Annotated in this window: 13 protein-coding genes; 8 read left to right on the top strand and 5 right to left on the bottom strand. The window is 67.4% G+C overall.

Annotated features, from left to right (window positions below):
* Window positions 1-13: 13 nt before the first annotated feature.
* The 5 genes from purS (at window position 14) to grxD (ending at window position 3,977) form a co-directional block, all read left to right on the top strand.
* Entirely contained in the window at window positions 14-256 is a 243-nt protein-coding gene (gene purS, locus FQU96_RS37135) for a phosphoribosylformylglycinamidine synthase subunit PurS (protein WP_146546466.1), read from the top strand.
* Between the two features lie 30 nt (window positions 257-286).
* Entirely contained in the window at window positions 287-973 is a 687-nt protein-coding gene (gene purQ / locus FQU96_RS37130) for a phosphoribosylformylglycinamidine synthase subunit PurQ (protein WP_146546465.1), read from the top strand.
* Between the two features lie 120 nt (window positions 974-1,093).
* Complete coding sequence (gene purL, locus FQU96_RS37125) at window positions 1,094-3,340, top strand: phosphoribosylformylglycinamidine synthase subunit PurL (RefSeq protein WP_146546464.1); 2,247 nt, start codon at window positions 1,094-1,096, stop codon at window positions 3,338-3,340.
* A gap of 6 nt (window positions 3,341-3,346) precedes the next feature.
* A complete protein-coding gene (locus tag FQU96_RS37120) occupies window positions 3,347-3,583 on the top strand; it encodes a BolA family protein (protein ID WP_146546463.1) in 237 nt (78 codons plus the stop codon).
* A 58-nt stretch (window positions 3,584-3,641) separates the two neighbouring features.
* Window positions 3,642-3,977, top strand: coding sequence for a Grx4 family monothiol glutaredoxin (grxD, locus tag FQU96_RS37115; protein WP_146546462.1), 336 nt, complete (start codon window positions 3,642-3,644; stop codon window positions 3,975-3,977).
* Window positions 3,978-4,199: 222 nt separating this feature from the next.
* Here grxD and FQU96_RS37110 read toward each other — a convergent pair whose 3' ends face one another.
* Entirely contained in the window at window positions 4,200-6,404 is a 2,205-nt protein-coding gene (locus FQU96_RS37110; RefSeq protein WP_146546461.1) for a DUF3987 domain-containing protein, read from the bottom strand.
* A 621-nt stretch (window positions 6,405-7,025) separates the two neighbouring features.
* Here FQU96_RS37110 and FQU96_RS37105 point away from each other — a divergent pair.
* Window positions 7,026-7,547: a hypothetical protein gene (locus FQU96_RS37105; RefSeq protein WP_146546460.1), complete on the top strand. Its 522-nt coding sequence runs from the start codon at window positions 7,026-7,028 to the stop codon at window positions 7,545-7,547.
* 223 nt (window positions 7,548-7,770) lie between these two features.
* On the opposite strand, the gene FQU96_RS37100 is transcribed toward FQU96_RS37105, so the two are convergent.
* Entirely contained in the window at window positions 7,771-8,415 is a 645-nt protein-coding gene (locus tag FQU96_RS37100; protein ID WP_146546524.1) for a glutathione S-transferase family protein, read from the bottom strand.
* Window positions 8,416-8,728: 313 nt separating this feature from the next.
* Here FQU96_RS37100 and FQU96_RS37095 point away from each other — a divergent pair, with 313 nt between their 5' ends.
* Both FQU96_RS37095 and FQU96_RS43085 read left to right on the top strand, forming a co-directional pair.
* Window positions 8,729-9,649, top strand: coding sequence for a hypothetical protein (locus FQU96_RS37095; protein WP_146546459.1), 921 nt, complete (start codon window positions 8,729-8,731; stop codon window positions 9,647-9,649).
* 258 nt (window positions 9,650-9,907) lie between these two features.
* Window positions 9,908-14,299, top strand: coding sequence for an autotransporter domain-containing protein (locus FQU96_RS43085; RefSeq protein ID WP_178131016.1), 4,392 nt, complete (start codon window positions 9,908-9,910; stop codon window positions 14,297-14,299).
* A gap of 70 nt (window positions 14,300-14,369) precedes the next feature.
* Here the strand turns inward: FQU96_RS43085 and FQU96_RS37065 are convergent, their stop codons facing one another.
* The 3 genes from FQU96_RS37065 to FQU96_RS37055 form a co-directional block, all read right to left on the bottom strand.
* A complete protein-coding gene (locus FQU96_RS37065; RefSeq protein WP_255468783.1) occupies window positions 14,370-14,663 on the bottom strand; it encodes a LuxR C-terminal-related transcriptional regulator in 294 nt (97 codons plus the stop codon).
* A 372-nt stretch (window positions 14,664-15,035) separates the two neighbouring features.
* Window positions 15,036-15,353, bottom strand: a complete 318-nt coding sequence (locus FQU96_RS37060; RefSeq protein ID WP_255468782.1) for a helix-turn-helix transcriptional regulator — start codon at window positions 15,351-15,353, stop codon at window positions 15,036-15,038.
* Window positions 15,334-16,074, bottom strand: a complete 741-nt coding sequence (locus FQU96_RS37055) for a hypothetical protein (RefSeq protein WP_146546458.1) — start codon at window positions 16,072-16,074, stop codon at window positions 15,334-15,336. The genes FQU96_RS37060 and FQU96_RS37055 overlap by 20 nt, the downstream gene beginning before the upstream one ends.
* Window positions 16,075-16,491 lie beyond the last annotated feature (417 nt).

Below are 16,491 nucleotides of genomic sequence, written 5' to 3'. Positions count from 1 at the left end.
CCCGGAGTCCCCGATGAAAGCGCGCATCCACGTCACCCTCAAGACCGGGGTGCTCGACCCGCAGGGCAAGGCGATCGGCAACGCCTTGCACCGGCTGGGCTTTCCCGAGGTCGGCGACGTCCGCCAGGGCAAGTTCATCGAACTGGAGCTCAGCGAAACCGATGCCGAGCGGGCCAAGAGCCGGCTCGACGACATGTGCCGCAGGCTGCTCGCCAACACGGTGATCGAAAACTACCGGATCGAGCTGGTCGGCTGACCCTTCCCTCATGACACCGGAGGCCGCGCCATGAAATCCGCCGTCCTCGTCTTCCCCGGCACCAATCGCGAAAACGACATCGCCGGCGCCATCGAGCGCAGTTCCGGCACCCGCCCGCACATGGTGTGGCACGGCGACAGCGACCTGCCCAAGGTCGACCTGATCGTGGTGCCCGGCGGCTTCTCCTACGGCGACTACCTGCGTTGCGGCGCCATGGCGGCGCACTCGCCGATCATGCGCGAGGTCAAGGCGCGCGCCGAGAAGGGCGTGCCGGTGCTGGCGGTGTGCAACGGCTTCCAGGTCATCGCCGAGATCGGCCTGGTGCCCGGCGCCCTGCTGCGCAACGCCCACCTGCAGTTCGTCTGCGGCGATGTGAACCTGAAGGTCGAGACCAGCCAGAGCCTGTTCACCAACCATTACCAGGCCGGCCAGATCATCAAGGTCCCGGTCGCCCATGCCGAGGGCAACTACTTCGCCGACGACGACACGCTCAAGCGGCTGGAGGATCGCGGCCAGGTCGCCTTCCGCTACTGCAACGACGCGGGCGACGTCGCCGCCGGCAATCCCAACGGCTCGATCCGCAACATCGCCGGCGTCTTCAACGACACCAAGACCGTGCTGGGGATGATGCCGCATCCGGAGAACGCCACCGAGGCGCTGTTCGGCGGCACTGACGGCAAGCCGCTGTTCGACGCGCTGGCCGCGGCGCTGGTGTGATTCCCAACCACTGTCATTCCGAGCGAAGCGAGGAATCTTGTGGCAATGACGCACTGTGCGCCACACCGGAAAGATCCCTCGCTGCGCTCGGGATGACAATCCGAACGAACGAATGAGACGATGACCGCCTGGGAACAGAATCCGCCCGTCAAGCTGCCCAATGAGCCGGCGATCACGCCGCAGATCGTGGCCGAGCATGGGCTGGCGCCGGACGAATACGAACGGCTGCTGCGCATCATGGGGCGCGAGCCCACCATGGTGGAGCTCGGCATCTTCTCGGCGATGTGGAGCGAGCACTGCTCCTACAAGTCCTCCAAGGTGTGGCTGAAGAAGCTGCCGACCGAGGCGCCGTGGGTGATCCAGGGCCCGGGCGAGAACGCCGGCGTCATCGATATCGGCGACGGCCAGGCCGCCATCTTCAAGATGGAGAGCCACAACCACCCGTCCTACATCGAGCCTTACCAGGGCGCCGCCACCGGCGTCGGCGGCATCATGCGCGACGTCTTCACCATGGGGGCGCGCCCGATCGCCAACGTGAACGCGCTGCGCTTCGGCGATCCGACGCATCCCAAGACACGGCACCTAGTGGGCGGCGTCGTGGCTGGCATCGGCGGCTACGGCAACTGCATGGGCATTCCCACGGTGGCCGGCGAGACCAGCTTCCATCGCGCCTACAACGAGAACTGCCTGGTCAACGCCATGACCGTGGGCATCGCGCGCACCGACCGCATCTTCTATGCCGCCGCCGCGGGGCTGGGGAACCCGGTGGTCTATGTCGGCTCCAAGACCGGCCGCGACGGTATCCACGGCGCCACCATGGCGTCGACCGAGTTCACCGAGGACAGCGAAAGCAAGCGGCCGACCGTGCAGGTGGGCGACCCGTTCGTCGAGAAGCTGCTGCTGGAGGCCTGCCTGGAGCTGATGGCCACCGACGCCATCGTCGCCATCCAGGACATGGGCGCCGCCGGCCTCACCTCGTCGTCCTTCGAGATGGCCGACAAAGGCGAGCTGGGCCTGGAGATCGCGCTCGACAAGGTGCCGATGCGCGAGACCGGCATGAATCCCTACGAGCTGATGCTGTCGGAGAGCCAGGAGCGCATGCTCATGGTGCTCAAGCCCGGCCGCGAGGACCAGGCGCGCCGCATCTTCGAGAAGTGGGAGCTCGACTTCGCGGTGATCGGCCATCTCACCGACACGCGGCGCATGGTGCTGCGCTGGCACGGTGACGTCGTCGCCAACATCCCGATCCCGCCCGTCGTCACCGAGGCGCCGGTCTACGAGCGGCCGTGGACGGCAACGCCCCTGCCGCCGGCGCTCGATGCCGCCGGCATCGCGGCCCCGAAGGACTACGCCGCCGCCCTGCTGCAGCTCGTGGGCTCGCCCGACCAGTGCAGCAAGGCCTGGGTGTGGCGCCAGTACGACCACCTGATCATGGGCAACACGGCGATCCGCCCGGGCGGCGATGCCGCCGTGGTGCGCGTGCCCGACGGCAACGGCAAGGCGCTGGCGATCACGTCGGACTGCACGCCGCGCTATTGCCAGGCGCATCCCGAGACCGGCGGCCGCCAGGCCGTGGCCGAGGCCTGGCGCAACCTGACCGCGGTGGGCGCCACGCCGCTCGCCTGCACCGACAACATGAACTTCGGCAACCCGCAGAAGCCCGAGATCATGGGCCAGTTCGCCGGTTGCACCATGGGCATGGCCGAGGCCTGCACGGCGCTCGCCTTCCCGATCGTGTCGGGCAACGTCTCCCTCTACAACGAGACCCAGGGCCGCGGCATCCTGCCCACGCCGGTGATCGGCGGCGTCGGCGTGATGAAGGACGTCACCGCCTGCGTCGACATCGCCCTGCGCGAGGACGGCCTGGCGCTGATCCTGGTCGGCGAAACCCGGGGCCACCTCGGCCAGTCGATCTACCTGCGCGACGTCCTGGGCCGCGAGGACGGCCCGCCGCCGCCGGTCGACCTGGCGGTCGAGAAGCGCAACGGCGACTTCGTGCGCGCCCAGATCGGCGCCGGCCGGCTCGCGGCCTGCCACGACCTCTCCGACGGCGGCCTGGCGCTGGCCCTGGCCGAGATGGCGATGGCAGGCGGCACCGGCGCGACGGTGAGCCTGCCGCGCAATGCCGCCGCCCCTGCCCACGCCCTGCTGTTCGGCGAGGATCAGGCCCGCTACGTCATGGCGGTGCGCCCCGCCGCGGTCGACGCTGTCCTGAAGGACGCGGCGGCGGCCGGTGTGCCGGTGACCCGGCTCGGCACCAGCGGCGGCGCTGCGTTGACAGTCGAGGGCCTGCTCGCCATATCCGTGGCGGACCTGCGCCGGACCCACGAATCCTGGTTGCCGGCCTATATGGAAGCGCGGAGCTAGCCTGCCATGCCGATGGCCGCCGAGGACATCGCCCAGCTGATCCGGGAGAGCCTGCCGGACGCCGAGGTCCAGATCGAGGACTTGGCCGGCGATGGCGATCACTATGCCGCCACCGTCGTGTCGGCTGCTTTTGCCGGCAAATCGCGGGTGGCGCAGCACCAGATGGTCTACGCCGCCCTCAAGGGGCGCATGGGCGGCGAGCTGCACGCCCTGAAACTGACCACCTTGGCGCCGCCGCGCTGAACGCGTAACATCCCTCCCAAAGGATGGCCCCGGCGGGGCCTCGAGCCAGGAGACAGACATGAGCGACGTCGCCACCCGCATCCGGGACGAAGTCACACAGAACGACGTCGTGCTCTTCATGAAGGGCACGCCGGTCTTCCCGCAATGCGGCTTCTCGGCCGCCACGGTCGAGGTGCTCGACCACATGGGCGTGCAGTTCAAGGGCATCAACGTGCTGGTCGATCCCGAGATCCGCGACGGCATCAAGGCCTACAGCGAGTGGCCGACGATCCCGCAGCTCTACGTGAAGGGCGAGTTCATCGGCGGCTGTGACATCGTGCGCGAGATGTACAGCACCGGCGAACTGCACCAGCTGTTCAAGGAAAAGGGCGTCGCGCTGAGCGAAGCCGCCTGACGCGACAGCACCTGCTTTCCAAAGCGCCGTTCCGGGACACCGGAGCGGCGCTTTTGTTTTTTGGTCCCCCCGCCCCGCGCGAGCGGGGAGAGAAGAGCCTGGCAGAAAGGGCAGATACGGCCAGAAAGTCGGTTTGGGGTTTGATTTCAGGGCCTTGGACGACGTTCCCCAGCACGGCCAGCCGCCGGCAGAATGCGGCCAGTTACGGCCAGAAAGCCCGGATCAGAGACCGCGGGTTGCGTGCAGGGCGTCGTTGACGGTCCAGCGCACGGGCGGACGGCCGCGCGTGATCGCCGAGACGGGGCGCAGCCAGCCGCCCATCACCAGCGCCTCGGCGACCCGGCCGGTCTCTGCCGCATCGCACGTACGCCCCAGGGCGCTGCGCCGCAGTTCGGTCCGGGACACCTCGGCCTTGCCGTGGTGCTGCAGCCAGCGCAAGGCACGCCGGGCCTGTCGCTCCTGCACACTGCCGCCAGCGAGCTGAAAGACGCCACGCGCGTGCGGCCACAGGTACTCCAGCCACAAGCCGATGGCGGCCCGCATCGCCCACAACGCCACCTGCGTGGGCTCCGGCATGATCCTCTCCTGCGACCAGGCGAGGAACATCAGCACGCCCGCCAAGCGTAGCACGCTGCCCGCTCCCCGGCTCCACCAGTCGGCCTCGCAGCCCTCGAGCCTGCCGGCCTGATCGTGATGACGGCGCCGGAAGCGGTCGAACGCCATCCGTGCATCGGGCGTCAGGGGCAGCACACGGACGGCTTCCGGCAGATCGCGCAGAGCGCCCAACGCCGCCAGAGCCATCTGGTCATCCACGGCCATCATGTCGGGCAGCGGCTCGAACGCCGCACGCGGCGGCCACGCAAACAGCAGGCGCGCGGCAGCATCGGCGTCACGGCGGGCCAGCGCCGCCGTGATCGCTTCGGGCCGGATCGTCCCCAGGATCGACACTGCGGTACAGTCGAGGCTGACCACGCAAGCGCGCCGGGCCGCGATACTGCAAGCATTCCCCGACCACGACGCCTGCCAGAAGGAATTGTCGGCACCGCGCGCGTTGTCGTTCAGCCAGTCGGCCAACGGATCGCGCACCAGCAGGACGCCACGCGGATTGCCGCGCAGCGCAGCGCACATGGCGCCGAGCGCCGGATCGTCGGCGATCAACCGGCGCGGTGCGAACGCTTCCGTCTCCTGCGCGATCGCCGGGATCTCGGGCGCGGCGCGACGGTTGGCCACCGCACCGCGCACACCGTCGCGCCACCACCATTCCTCGGCGCGCGCCACCGCCCGTGCCGTAACGTGGCGCCGCTGCTGCGCGGCATTGACGTCGGCCAAGTCACGATCGAGCGCGCGCACCAGGCGCAGCGACGTTTCCAGCGCCGCCGTCTTGCCGCAGGCCGGCGCACCGACCAACGCCGTCCACAGCACGCACGGCTCCGACCACGACGGCACCGGCGCGATGCGCCGCGCGCCGCCGATCAGGCCGGCCGCGGTGGTCAGCAGCGACAGCGCCACCAGGTCGACGGGCGCATTGGCCTCGCGCGCGGCGCCTCGGCTCCAGTGCCGCCAGAACGGCGGCAGCACATCGACGGGAAATGCCGGCAGATCGCCGACAGGATCGTCGTCCAGCATGGCGAAGTCCGGTGCGGGCCAGTCGGATACAACGGCAGGCGCCGCGATGGCGTTCATCTGCACCGGCACATCGTCCTCGGAAGAAAGCGCCTCGGGGGTTTTCTCGACGGCTTCCGGATCGTGATCATCCGCGGCGCCTACAGGGCTATCGCATAGGGCGCCAACCTCACCCTGAGGTCGTGGGTTGTCATCAGCGGCAGGCCTCAAGGTGCAGGGCGCCTCCACGACACCCGGGTTGTCCGGTGCGCGGCTGGCCTCGCGCAGCAGGCCACGCAAGGTCTCGACCGTGACACCGGCCGGTAGCGTGTGCGCGAGAGTCCACCGGTCGGGCCATCCGCGCGGCACCACGACCAGGGCCACCGTGCACGCGATACCGCGCAGGCGCACCTGCAGGCGCTCCATGGCCGTGACGCCGGCGCCATCGTGGTCGGGCCACAGGACCACGGCGCGACCGCGCAACGGCGCAAGGTCGGCTTTGTCCACGGCGTTGCTGCCGCCGGGCCACGTGACGCAGACATGATCGGCGAACAGCGCGCCGGCGGCTTCGGCGGCGGCTTCACTCTCGACCACCAGCACCGGTGCATCGCGACGCGCCTGCAATGCCGGTACGCGGTAGAGCGGCCAGGGCGGCAGCGGTTCGTGCCAGTAGCAGCTCGTGCCGTTGTTCACCGCCACCGCGCCGATCGTGCGGCCTTGGTGATGGTGCAGATCGGCGACGGCGAAGGCGTCGGTATAGCGCCACCACCGCAGAGGTTTGCCGTGGTTGGCATGCGTCAGGGACGCAAAATCACGCGCGCTCATGGCGCCACCCGATGACTGTGGTTGTGATGTTGCTTGACGACAGCAACCCGCGACACGCCCGTGCGTGGAGCCCGGCGACGGCCCTGCCGCTTAAACGCCCGGCCGGCGATCTGCCGTCGCAACCGAGGCAACGACTTCGGTGGTGCCGGCAACGCCCGTCGGCCCTACGATGACGGAGGGCCTGCCCCGGCGGCGGGAATGCTTACTATGCGCGATATATATTGTTCTCTTTTCCGAAACAAGCGGAACAAAACTAAACATTTTGGCAGCCGCGCACTGCGGCCCGTGCAAAGTGAACGGCGTCGGAGCCCGGAGTCGAAAGCACAGGATCCCTCGCTACGCTCGGGATGACGGCAGGCAGCGACTCACTTTTCGATGATAGCGGATACTATAATGCCGGTAACTGAAAGCCGGTGAGGCCGCGTCGCGTTTCTGCAAGCCTGAGCCGCGGATACCCCCATCACGGACCTTACGATCGATCTCGTTTCGGGAGCTTGCTGGATCGGCGAACTGCTGAATCCCTATGCTTTCGAGCCATCTCATCCGAATGGACGATGCCGCCACCATCGCGGGCAAACCATGATGCGATTGCTGCGGCTGGATCCAGGGAGGGGTTTGCTCATGGCCACCAATACGGGGATCATTTTTGGCGTGGTTACGGCGGGAGGCAGCGGAGTGCCAGGAGCCGAACTTACGTTGAATTTCATCTTCGGTGACGGATCAGCTCAGATTGCCACTGGAACGAGCGCCGATACCGGCGGCAATCTGCTCGGTTATCCCAAGGCCACGACGAACAAGGACGGCAAATTCGTGATGCCGTTCCAGTGGAGTGGCGTGGACATTGCCAAAGTGGTCGATGGCACCGTCACGGCAAGCATCTACGTGGCCCAGTGGTATGCCGACAACTCCCATCGCTATACCAACACGCGTTGTAAGCTGTTTCTCGGCCTTGACTTGAAGAAACTGATTCAAGTGGGGTTCACCGATCCTACCGGCTCGGCCAGCGACTTCGTGAATTGCGGCAAGGACTTCTATGCTTCTTACCGCGACATGCTTCCCAGTCACGGTGTCTTTCCCACCGTCATGCCGTTGAGCACCGAAGTGTGGGGATTGCTTGGCAAGGCCACCGCGCAACTCCCTTGAGCGCTGCGGCGCCAGGCGTGTATCGATCGCGATCTTAGTCCATGGGACAGGGTGTCGATGTATGTGGTCGTCCTGAGCGGAGCGAAGGACTCTGCGGGGCGTCGCTCAAAGAGTGGCGGCACTGGTGATCATCAGATCCCGCAGTGTTGACACCGACGCCGCAGGATCCTTCGCTGCGCTCAGGATGACGGGTGACCTGCGTCCAGCGTGACTCGCTCTTAGTCTAGCCAGTGGCCGATCGGCTCGCATCGGCTGCCGCGAAATGGGCCAGTTGATCGGCGCGCGCCTTCTTGAACGCGGGTCGATCGATCACACGGGTCACATAGGCCTCGGTCGCGGGCCGTTCACCGAAAGCGCGGACTTTCGAGACGCGCAGCACATCGGCCATCAGCAGATCCGCGGCGGTGAAGCGATCGGCTGCCAGCCATTCACGCTCGCTCACAACGGTCTCGAGCTGATCGAGGCGGCTTCCCATCCAGTCGGCCAGACGGTTGTCCGCCACGCCGGATACTTCGAGGAACCACCAGGGAACGGCCACCATCTCGATCGAGTTGAGTGCGGCGATCATCCATTGAACCGTTTGCGCTTCTCCAGCCGGATCACGCGGCATCAGCTTTTCGTTCTTGCGAGCCAAATGCAGCAGCCCGGCACCGCTCTCGAACATGTCCAGTTCGCCATCACTCAGGAATGGAACCTGGCCGAAGGGCTGGCGCGACAGGTGGTTGGTCTCCCGTCCATCGAAGGGGACTGTTCGCACTGAATAGGCAAGCCCCGCTTCCTCGCACGCCCACCTGAGCCTTACATCGCGCACAAAACCACGGACGCCCTCGGGCACCCAATCGTAGGTCCAAATGACCAGCTCGCTCATATGATCTGGCCCCTTCCGCCAACCTCTGGTCGATGAACTGCCGCCGCTGGAACCTGATTCGGCTGGTCGAACGCACGCGACGGCGCGAGCTCCGCTGTTCAGGCCGCGCCGCAAGTTTCGGGGAAACCGAATCGCGATGTCAATTTCCGCCATGGGGTCGACAGCCGAGCAGCCGATCACAACACGGATCCGCTGCGGATAGATCGCCCATTCAATTCGCACCGGATCACCCGGTCGGGTGACGCCGGCAGCATCACGCATCAATAGTGTGATCGGGCGCGTGTCGCTGTCGTCGATCGACGGGAGGCGGATCATGAACGGTGCGTACAAGCCCATGCCTTTGGTACTCAAGGATCCGCCGAAGGCGGCCTACTCGCCCCTGCCGATGTACAAGGGCTGTGGCAGCGTGCACATGAACCGATTTCGCATCTGCGCACGCGTCCCCACCAACCGGGGATCGGTAGCCCACATCGGCACCCATCTTGCCGCGAACATGCCGCAGTACATGCCGCCGAACCTCGCCGCGGTCAGGCCCGGCGATGGCCCGTGGAACGGTCGCAACACGCTGAAGTTCCGCGCGGTCATGCGCATCAGGCCATTCGCCGTGCCTGTTCCGAAGTTTCCCGCCTTCTTCATCCCGGTGCCCGTGCCGCAACGTCTGCGCGACTGGATGGCGCCCGACATTCATACCGACTCGGTCGGCATCATCCAGTCGAGCGCCAACGGCTTCACCGTGCAGACCCTCAAGCGCGAATACGAAGACGAGGACGACAAGACGATCCGCGCGCCCCTGCGCGCCGCGGGCGCACCGGATGCCGTCGCCGATTTCGCCATCAACATCAACCAGCACCATTTCCTGGCCGGCCGGCGTTCGTTCCGCTTCGATTCCGGGCGCAATTTCGGCTACGATGACGACCGACTGGTGTTCGAAACCGCAGCCATCGAACGGTACTCGCATCCCGTTTTCGAGTACTCCCAGATCGCCGTGGGTAACATCCCGGCCATCGTGCGCCAGATCTGGTGCCAGATGGCGCACCGGTTCTGCGAGACACACGGGCTCGAGAAGATCGTCAACGAGCCCGCGCAGCCCGGATGGTCGAAGTCCGATCCCGCGATGCATTCCATGCAAGCCGAAGTCGCGCCGAACGCCGGCGCGATCCGCAGCGCCGCGCAGTTTCCGGCCATCAGCAAGCTGCACCCCCAGCTCATGGAAGATTGGCCGGCGCGCGGCTGAGCGGTTCAGTTCCTGAAAGGAAACGGGTTCGCCGAAGATACTCGGCGGCCACAAGCAACATGCGATCGGCGCCGGTATTATTCAGCATCAAATCATTCTACCTCCAATGAATATGGAATAGAGCGCGCCCGTTTGGGCAGTGAGCGCCACCACTCTGCTTCGATAGTGGTGGGACATGGACCAATTCTCGATTGATCCAGAAAAATCGACACGCTGTCATTGGCACTCGGCGAGCGAAGAGCCGCGTTGGGGGGCGAAATGTCGAGGCCGCACAACAAGAATCCGCGACCGATCCTGATGCCGAGCTGCCATCGCACGACCGTCGCGTTGGCGCTGGTCGTCGCCGCCGCGGGTTTGCCGCCGGCACACGCCGATGGCGGTGGCAACTCCAGCAGTTTCGGTGGCAGGGGCGGCACTGACAGTGTTCAGGGTCCCGGCGGCAATGGCGAGGATCCGTTGCGGCCGGGGTTCGGCCCGGGTGGCGGTGGTGCCGGAACGGTCGGCGGCAACGGCGGTACCGGCCTCGGCGGCGTCGGCAACGCAGCCGGTGGACAGGGCGGCCAGACACCGGGCGCCGCCGGCCAGGATGGTGCACCAGGACTGCCGTCCGATGACGTGAACAACATCCTGGGGAGCGGCGGCGGCGGCGGTGGTGGCGGTGCCCATGGATTCGTCGGTGTGGCGCCGCCGACCACGGCCGCGACCGGCGGCGCCGGGGGTACCGGCGGCACGGGCGGCAGCCGCAACCTCGACGGCGGCGGTGGCGGCGCCGGCGGTTACGGCGCGGCGCTGACCGGAACAGGCGCGCTCGGAACACTCGATGTCGCCGCCACCGGCGGACGCGGCGGAAACGGCGGCCTTCCCGGTCTCAACGGAGGCGAAGGCGGTGGCGGGTCAGGCGGTATCGGGCTCTGGCTCAATGCCGGTGCCAGCGTCACGGTCAATGCGGCGGTCACCGGCGGCGCCGGCGGCGATGTGGTGGGGCTCAGCCTTTCGTCCCCAGGCCGTGGCGGCGTCGGCGTGGTGATTTCCGCCGGAAGCACGCTGACGAACAACGCAACGATCACGGGCGGCGCGGGCGGCAACAGCCCGCAGTCCAGCGCCAGCGCCGGCGGCATCGGCGCCACCGTGGCGGCGAGCGGTACGCTCATCAACAATGGCGCTATCAGGGGCGGCGACGGTGGCGTTGGCGTTTTTGGCGGCAACGCCGGCCACGGCGCTACCATCGCCGCCGGCGGGACGCTCATCAACAGCGGCACGCTCAGAGGTGGTAACGGCGGCGGCGACAGCGATGACAGCTTCGGCGGTGGCAACGCCGGCCACGGCGTCACCATCACGGCCGGCGGTACGCTCATCAACAGCGGCGCCATCACAGGTGGCGACGGCGGCGCGGGCGCCTTTGCCGGCAATGCCGGCGATGGCGTCACTGGCCAAAACCTGACGATCATCAACAGCGGCACGATTCAGGGTGGTGTCGGCGGCTCCGCCATTCGCTTCACGGCCGGCAGCAATCGCCTTGAACTCCAGGCCGGGTCGAACATCATCGGGCGCGTGCGCGCCAACGCCGGTTCAACCCTCACGCTCGGCGGCACGGCTGACGCGACGTTCGACGTCTCGCGGATCGGCACGCAATACACCGGTTTCTCCGTGTTCGAGAAGACCGGTGCGTCGATCTGGGAATTGACCGGCACCACGACGGTGACGACCGCCTGGCGACTGCGGCAGGGTGAATTGTCGGTGTCGTCCGACAGCAACCTCGGCGCGCCGGCCGGGGCGCTGAATGTCGACGGCGGTACGCTCAGGATTACGGGAACGGGTTTCACGAGCACCGCCCGCACGATCAACTGGGGTGTCAACGGCGGCGGCTTCAACATCGTGGACGCGGCCGCGACATTCACGCTGGTCCAGAGCCTCACCGGCGTCGGCGGCCTGGCAAAGAGCGGTGCCGGCACCCTGGTGCTGGCGGGCGCCAACACCTACACCGGCGCCACCACCGTCAGTGCCGGCACCCTGCGCATCGGCCCCGGCGGCTCCATCGCGTCAAGCAGCGCGGTCACGCTGAGCGCCGCCGGCGCCACGCTCGAGATCGCGGCCGACGCCGGCGACCAGGTCGTGCAGAACCTCGCCGGTGTCACCGGCTCCACTGTCGTGCTGGGCCGCAACCTCACCGTGGCCTCCAGCACCGACACCACCTTCGCCGGCACGATTGCCGGCAGCAGTGGCCTGGACAAGACCGGCAGCGGCACGCTGACGCTCGCCGGCGCCAACACCTACACCGGCACCACCAGCATCACCGCCGGAACCCTGGCGCTGGGCGCCGGCGACTCGATCGCCCGCAGCAGCCTCGTCTCCGTGAGCGCCGGCGGTACGCTCGACATCGCGGGCGGTGGCGACCAGACGCTCCAGACCCTGGCTGGTGCCGCCGGCGCCATCGTGGCGCTGGGTGCCAACACGCTCACGACAGGCGCGGCCGCCGACGCCGCGTTCGCCGGCACGATCACCGGCAGCGGCGGCGTGATCAAGACCGGCACCGGCACGTGGACCCTGCTGGGTAGCAACAGCTATACGGGCGACACCATCATCAATGCCGGCACCTTGCAGATCGGCGCCGGCGGCTCGATCACGTCCAGCAGCGCCGTCACGCTGCGTGCGGCAGGCGCAACGCTCGACATCGCGCCGGGTGGCCATCAGACAGTGCAGAACCTGGGCGGCGTCGCCGGATCGACGGTGAGCTTGGGCACCAACACGCTGACGGTGGTCTCGAGCACCGACACGACCTTTGCCGGCGCCATCGGCGGCGACGGCGGTGTGGTCAAATCAGGCACCGGCACCCTGACACTCACCGGCGCCAACACCTACACCGGCGGCACCATCATCAATGGCGGTACGTTGCAGCTGGGCGATGGTGGCGCCTTCACGGGCAGCATCGCCAACAGCGGCACATTGGCGTTCAACCGATCGGACACCGTCACTTTCGGCAACATCGTGTCCGGCACCGGCGGCCTGCGTCAGGTCGGCAGCGGCACGACCATCCTGACCGGCGCCAGCCCCTACAGTGGTCCGACGACGGTCGAGAACGGCCGCCTGGTCGTCAACGGCGCCATCGCGCGTTCCATCGTCACCGTCACCGGCGGCACCTTGGCCGGCACCGGCACCGTGGGCGGCGTCATCGCGGGCAGTGGCGGCACGGTGGCGCCCGGCAACTCCATCGGCACGCTCAACGTTGCCGGCAATGTCAGCTTTGCGCCCGGGTCGACCTACGAAGTCGAGATTGAACCTTCAGGCACCAGCGATCGCCTGCATGCCACCGGTACCGCCACATTGAGCGGCGGCACCGTGCCTGTCATCAAGGCCATCGGCAGCTACACCGGCGGCCGGCGCTATACCATCCTCACGGCCGATGCCGGCGTTACCGGCACCTTCGCCAACCTGGTCGAGAGCCTGCCTTTCATCGACCTGGCACTGACCTACGATCTCAACACCGTCTCCCTGCTCGTCACGCGCAACGCGGTGACGTTCTGCAGCCTGGCCGGCTCTGCCAACCAGTGCGCCGTCGCCAACAGCGCCGAGACCCTGGGCGCCGGCACTCCCCTCTACGACACCATCGCCAGCCTGCCCGATACCGCGGCGGCGCAGCAGGCGTTCAACGCGCTCTCCGGCGAGATCCACGCTTCGACCAGGAGCGCCCTGATCGAGGACAGCCACTACCTGCGCGATGCAATCGTCACGCGCACGCGCCGCTCAGGCAGTGATACCACGGCAGCACCGCAGTTCGCCGCGCTGGCGCAGGCCACCGACCAGCGCCAGCGCCCGCAGGACGGCACCACCATCACCGCCTGGTTCCAGGGCTTCGGTGCCATCGCCCGCACTTCAGGTGACGGCAATGCCGCCAGCGCCAAGCGCTCCGCGGGCGGCTTCTCCATCGGAGCCGACACCAGGATCGCCGACACCTGGACCATCGGTCTCGCCACCGGCTACAGCCGCAGCACCGTCGACGTCGATGGCCGATCCTCGCGCGCTACCATCGACAGCTACCACCTCGCCCTCTATGGCGGTGCACAGTTCGGACCCGTCGGCGTGCGCCTCGGTGCGTCGCATACCTGGCACAGTATCGACAGCAGCCGCTCCATCACCTTCCCTGGCCTCGCCGACGCCGCACGCGCCGACTACAAGGCCCGCACCACGCAGCTCTTCGGCGATGTCGGCTATACGCTCGCACTCGGCGACGTCGCGCTGGAGCCGTTTGCCAATCTCGCGTGGGTCCATCTCAGCACCAACCGCTTCGGCGAACGCGGCGGCATCGCCGCCCTGCACGCTCGCGGCGGCGCCGACAGCAACCTCTTCTCTACCTTGGGCATCCGCGCCGCCGCACAGGTGTGGAACGAGGACAACAAGACCCTGACCCTGCGCGGCACCTTGGGCTGGCGCCACGCCTTCGGCGACGTCACGCCGGCGGCGCGGCTCGCCTTCGCCGGCGGTACGTCGTTCGGCGTCGAGGGTGTGCCCATCGCCCGCAACGCCGTCGTCGTCGAGGCCGGCTTCGACCTCAAGGTCGGCACGTCTTTCACCGTCGGCGCCGGCTACGCCGGCGTCCTCGCCTCCGGCGCACGCGATCACGCCTTCAAGGGCAATCTTACTTACAGGTTCTGACCTGGATCCCGATCCGGAGCGTCGCGCCATCGATCGGCAAGCGCCACAGGTTGAACGACGTCACTGTGCGCTACGCCGGCCATGCCGGCACCGGTTTCACGACCCGCTTCCGAGCGCGCAGCAGCAAACCGACAAGCTCTGCCTGGCGATGTGTGCCGGTCTTCGCAAAGATGTGGCGCAGGTGCGTGCTGACTGTCGCCAGTGTGATGCCAAGCCGGTTGGCGACCGCCAGGCGGCCGTCCCCCTTGGTCAGCTGGAGCGCGACCTTCGCTTCGGCAGGCGTCAGGCGAAAGCGCCGACGTAACAGATCGATCTCGTGGGACTCGTGCCACATCTGGTCAGCGGCTGCTGATCGGCGTGGCACGTCACCATCTCCAGGTCAGTGCGGCCGTGATCGACAAGGACGCTCGTTGCCAGGCCTGCGACCATCCCGCAGCGGCCTTTGCTGCCCGTGAACCCGTTGGAGGACGTCGCAACGGCCAACGCGCCCACGTGGCAGATATCGTCAGCGGCGCCGTCAAAGTGGGCAGCGCGACATGCCGGACGCACCGTCCAGGTCTCCGTTCCATTGCGCATCTCCCGGCGACCGTGGCCTGCTCTGTCCTGTGTCTCGCGCTGTGCCATGGGCAATCGGCACTGTCGTCATTCAGATGAATGATTTGCTTGATCGTGGGACCGCGGCCCATGGTTCCGCTAGACGCGCGCCGTTGCTCGATATCCGCTGTCACCTCATCCTTCAATGCATGGGAACGCAGCGCAGGATCAGGTTGACGAGTTCAGCCTGGCGGCGCGTGTCGGTCTTGTCGAAGGCGCGCTGCAGGTGTGTCGCCAAGGTCGGCAGCGCGATGCCCAGGCGCCTCGCGGCCGCCTGGCGACCGTCGCCCCTGACCAGTTCCAGCACCACGTCGGCCTCGGTGGGAGTCAGATCAAAGCGCTGCCGCAGATGGTTCCGCCGTCGAAGGCGCTGCTGCTCCAGGTCGCTGACCAGCAGCAGCGCAACCGGCGGCACCGCCAACGCCCATCCCGGATCGAATTCAGGCGATGGCCATCGCACCGGCGCCACCAGCACCCGCAACGGCGATCGTCCCCCGCCGCGCGGCAGGTCGACGGATCCGCCGGGGCTGCCGCCGACACGCGACTCGCCGTTCCTGCCGCAAGCCGCGATCGTCGGCCCCCAGCCGCAAGCCGTCGCGCGCGGCCAGAAGGGAGTCGGCGATCCGGTTGGCAAGCAGAACGGTCGCCGCCGCATCCACCAGGATGACACCGACGCCGAGATGGTCGAGCGCCGTCTCGGCACTGCGGGTGCTGAGATCGGCCGCCGCCAGACGCTGACTGACGCGCAGCGCCGTCTCCAGATGCGGGACCAGAAGGCGATGCGCCGCGATGTCCTCATCGGAATAGTCGTCCTGACCATGACGGCGGCCGGTTGCCAGGTAGACATGGCGCGACGCTGTCCGCAGCAGCGGCAGCACCAGGCCGTAGAAGATGCCCATCGGCCGGATCGCTTCGTTGTAGAACGCCGAGCGGGTGTATTCGTTGTCGTTCCACATGGCCGAGCTCTGCATGAGCTCGCCGACGGACGCCGTATAGGTCCATTTCGGCCATCGGCCCGCAGCGCCACCCGACACCAACGCAGCCGTATGTCCGGGTACCACCTCCAGGCTGGCGACCAAGGCGGCCGTCCGCGTCGCCGGCGTGAAACTGGTGAGGAACCCCTGCTCGCTGGCGGTGACCGCGGTAACCCCGGCCAGCGCCCGCGACCACCCGTCAGGCATCAAGGGCGCCCGGTGAATATGCTCGATGGCACTGAGGATGGCGGATCGATGCGACATGGCGGCACGAGGGCAGCATAAAACCTTGTCGACGGGCATCATCCAAACAGATGAGACGCCTATACCGCTCTACACGCTGCGACAGAAATGACTTTTGGCCATGGAGCCCATGTCCATGGAGACATTGGCTGCCGTCGATCTCAACCTGCTGGTTGCCTCGATGCCCTTCTTGCGGCCATATGCCGATTACGTCAGTCGCACCCGACGGCGCACAAGTCACGACATGGCGTTCAGTTCACCCGGTGGTGGCGCGACGGCTGGAGTGGTTTTCCACCGCGTGACGCAAGCAATGACGGGCGATTCCTTACCATCGTCATCGCCTGGCGCATCACGCGTCTGAGACTTCTTTGAGCCGTCGGA

This window comes from Reyranella sp. CPCC 100927 (assembly GCF_007859315.1).
Lineage (GTDB): Bacteria > Pseudomonadota > Alphaproteobacteria > Reyranellales > Reyranellaceae > Vineibacter.
The sequence above is the reverse complement of the archived record's forward strand: the minus strand, read 5'-3'. Positions and strand labels throughout refer to the sequence as shown.

Excerpts from the sequence above, each read along its gene's own strand:
- FQU96_RS37055 (WP_146546458.1), bottom strand. The coding sequence starts at position 16,074 with ATGCCTGACGGGTGGTCGCGGGCGCTGGCCGGGGTTACCGCGGTCACC.
- FQU96_RS37105 (WP_146546460.1), top strand. The coding sequence starts at position 7,026 with ATGGCCACCAATACGGGGATCATTTTTGGCGTGGTTACGGCGGGAGGC.
- FQU96_RS37120 (WP_146546463.1), top strand. The coding sequence starts at position 3,347 with ATGCCGATGGCCGCCGAGGACATCGCCCAGCTGATCCGGGAGAGCCTG.
- FQU96_RS37110 (WP_146546461.1), bottom strand. The coding sequence starts at position 6,404 with ATGAGCGCGCGTGATTTTGCGTCCCTGACGCATGCCAACCACGGCAAA.
- FQU96_RS37100 (WP_146546524.1), bottom strand. The coding sequence starts at position 8,415 with ATGAGCGAGCTGGTCATTTGGACCTACGATTGGGTGCCCGAGGGCGTC.
- FQU96_RS37095 (WP_146546459.1), top strand. The coding sequence starts at position 8,729 with ATGAACGGTGCGTACAAGCCCATGCCTTTGGTACTCAAGGATCCGCCG.
- purL (WP_146546464.1), top strand. The coding sequence starts at position 1,094 with ATGACCGCCTGGGAACAGAATCCGCCCGTCAAGCTGCCCAATGAGCCG.
- FQU96_RS43085 (WP_178131016.1), top strand. The coding sequence starts at position 9,908 with ATGTCGAGGCCGCACAACAAGAATCCGCGACCGATCCTGATGCCGAGC.
- purQ (WP_146546465.1), top strand. The coding sequence starts at position 287 with ATGAAATCCGCCGTCCTCGTCTTCCCCGGCACCAATCGCGAAAACGAC.
- purS (WP_146546466.1), top strand. The coding sequence starts at position 14 with ATGAAAGCGCGCATCCACGTCACCCTCAAGACCGGGGTGCTCGACCCG.
- grxD (WP_146546462.1), top strand. The coding sequence starts at position 3,642 with ATGAGCGACGTCGCCACCCGCATCCGGGACGAAGTCACACAGAACGAC.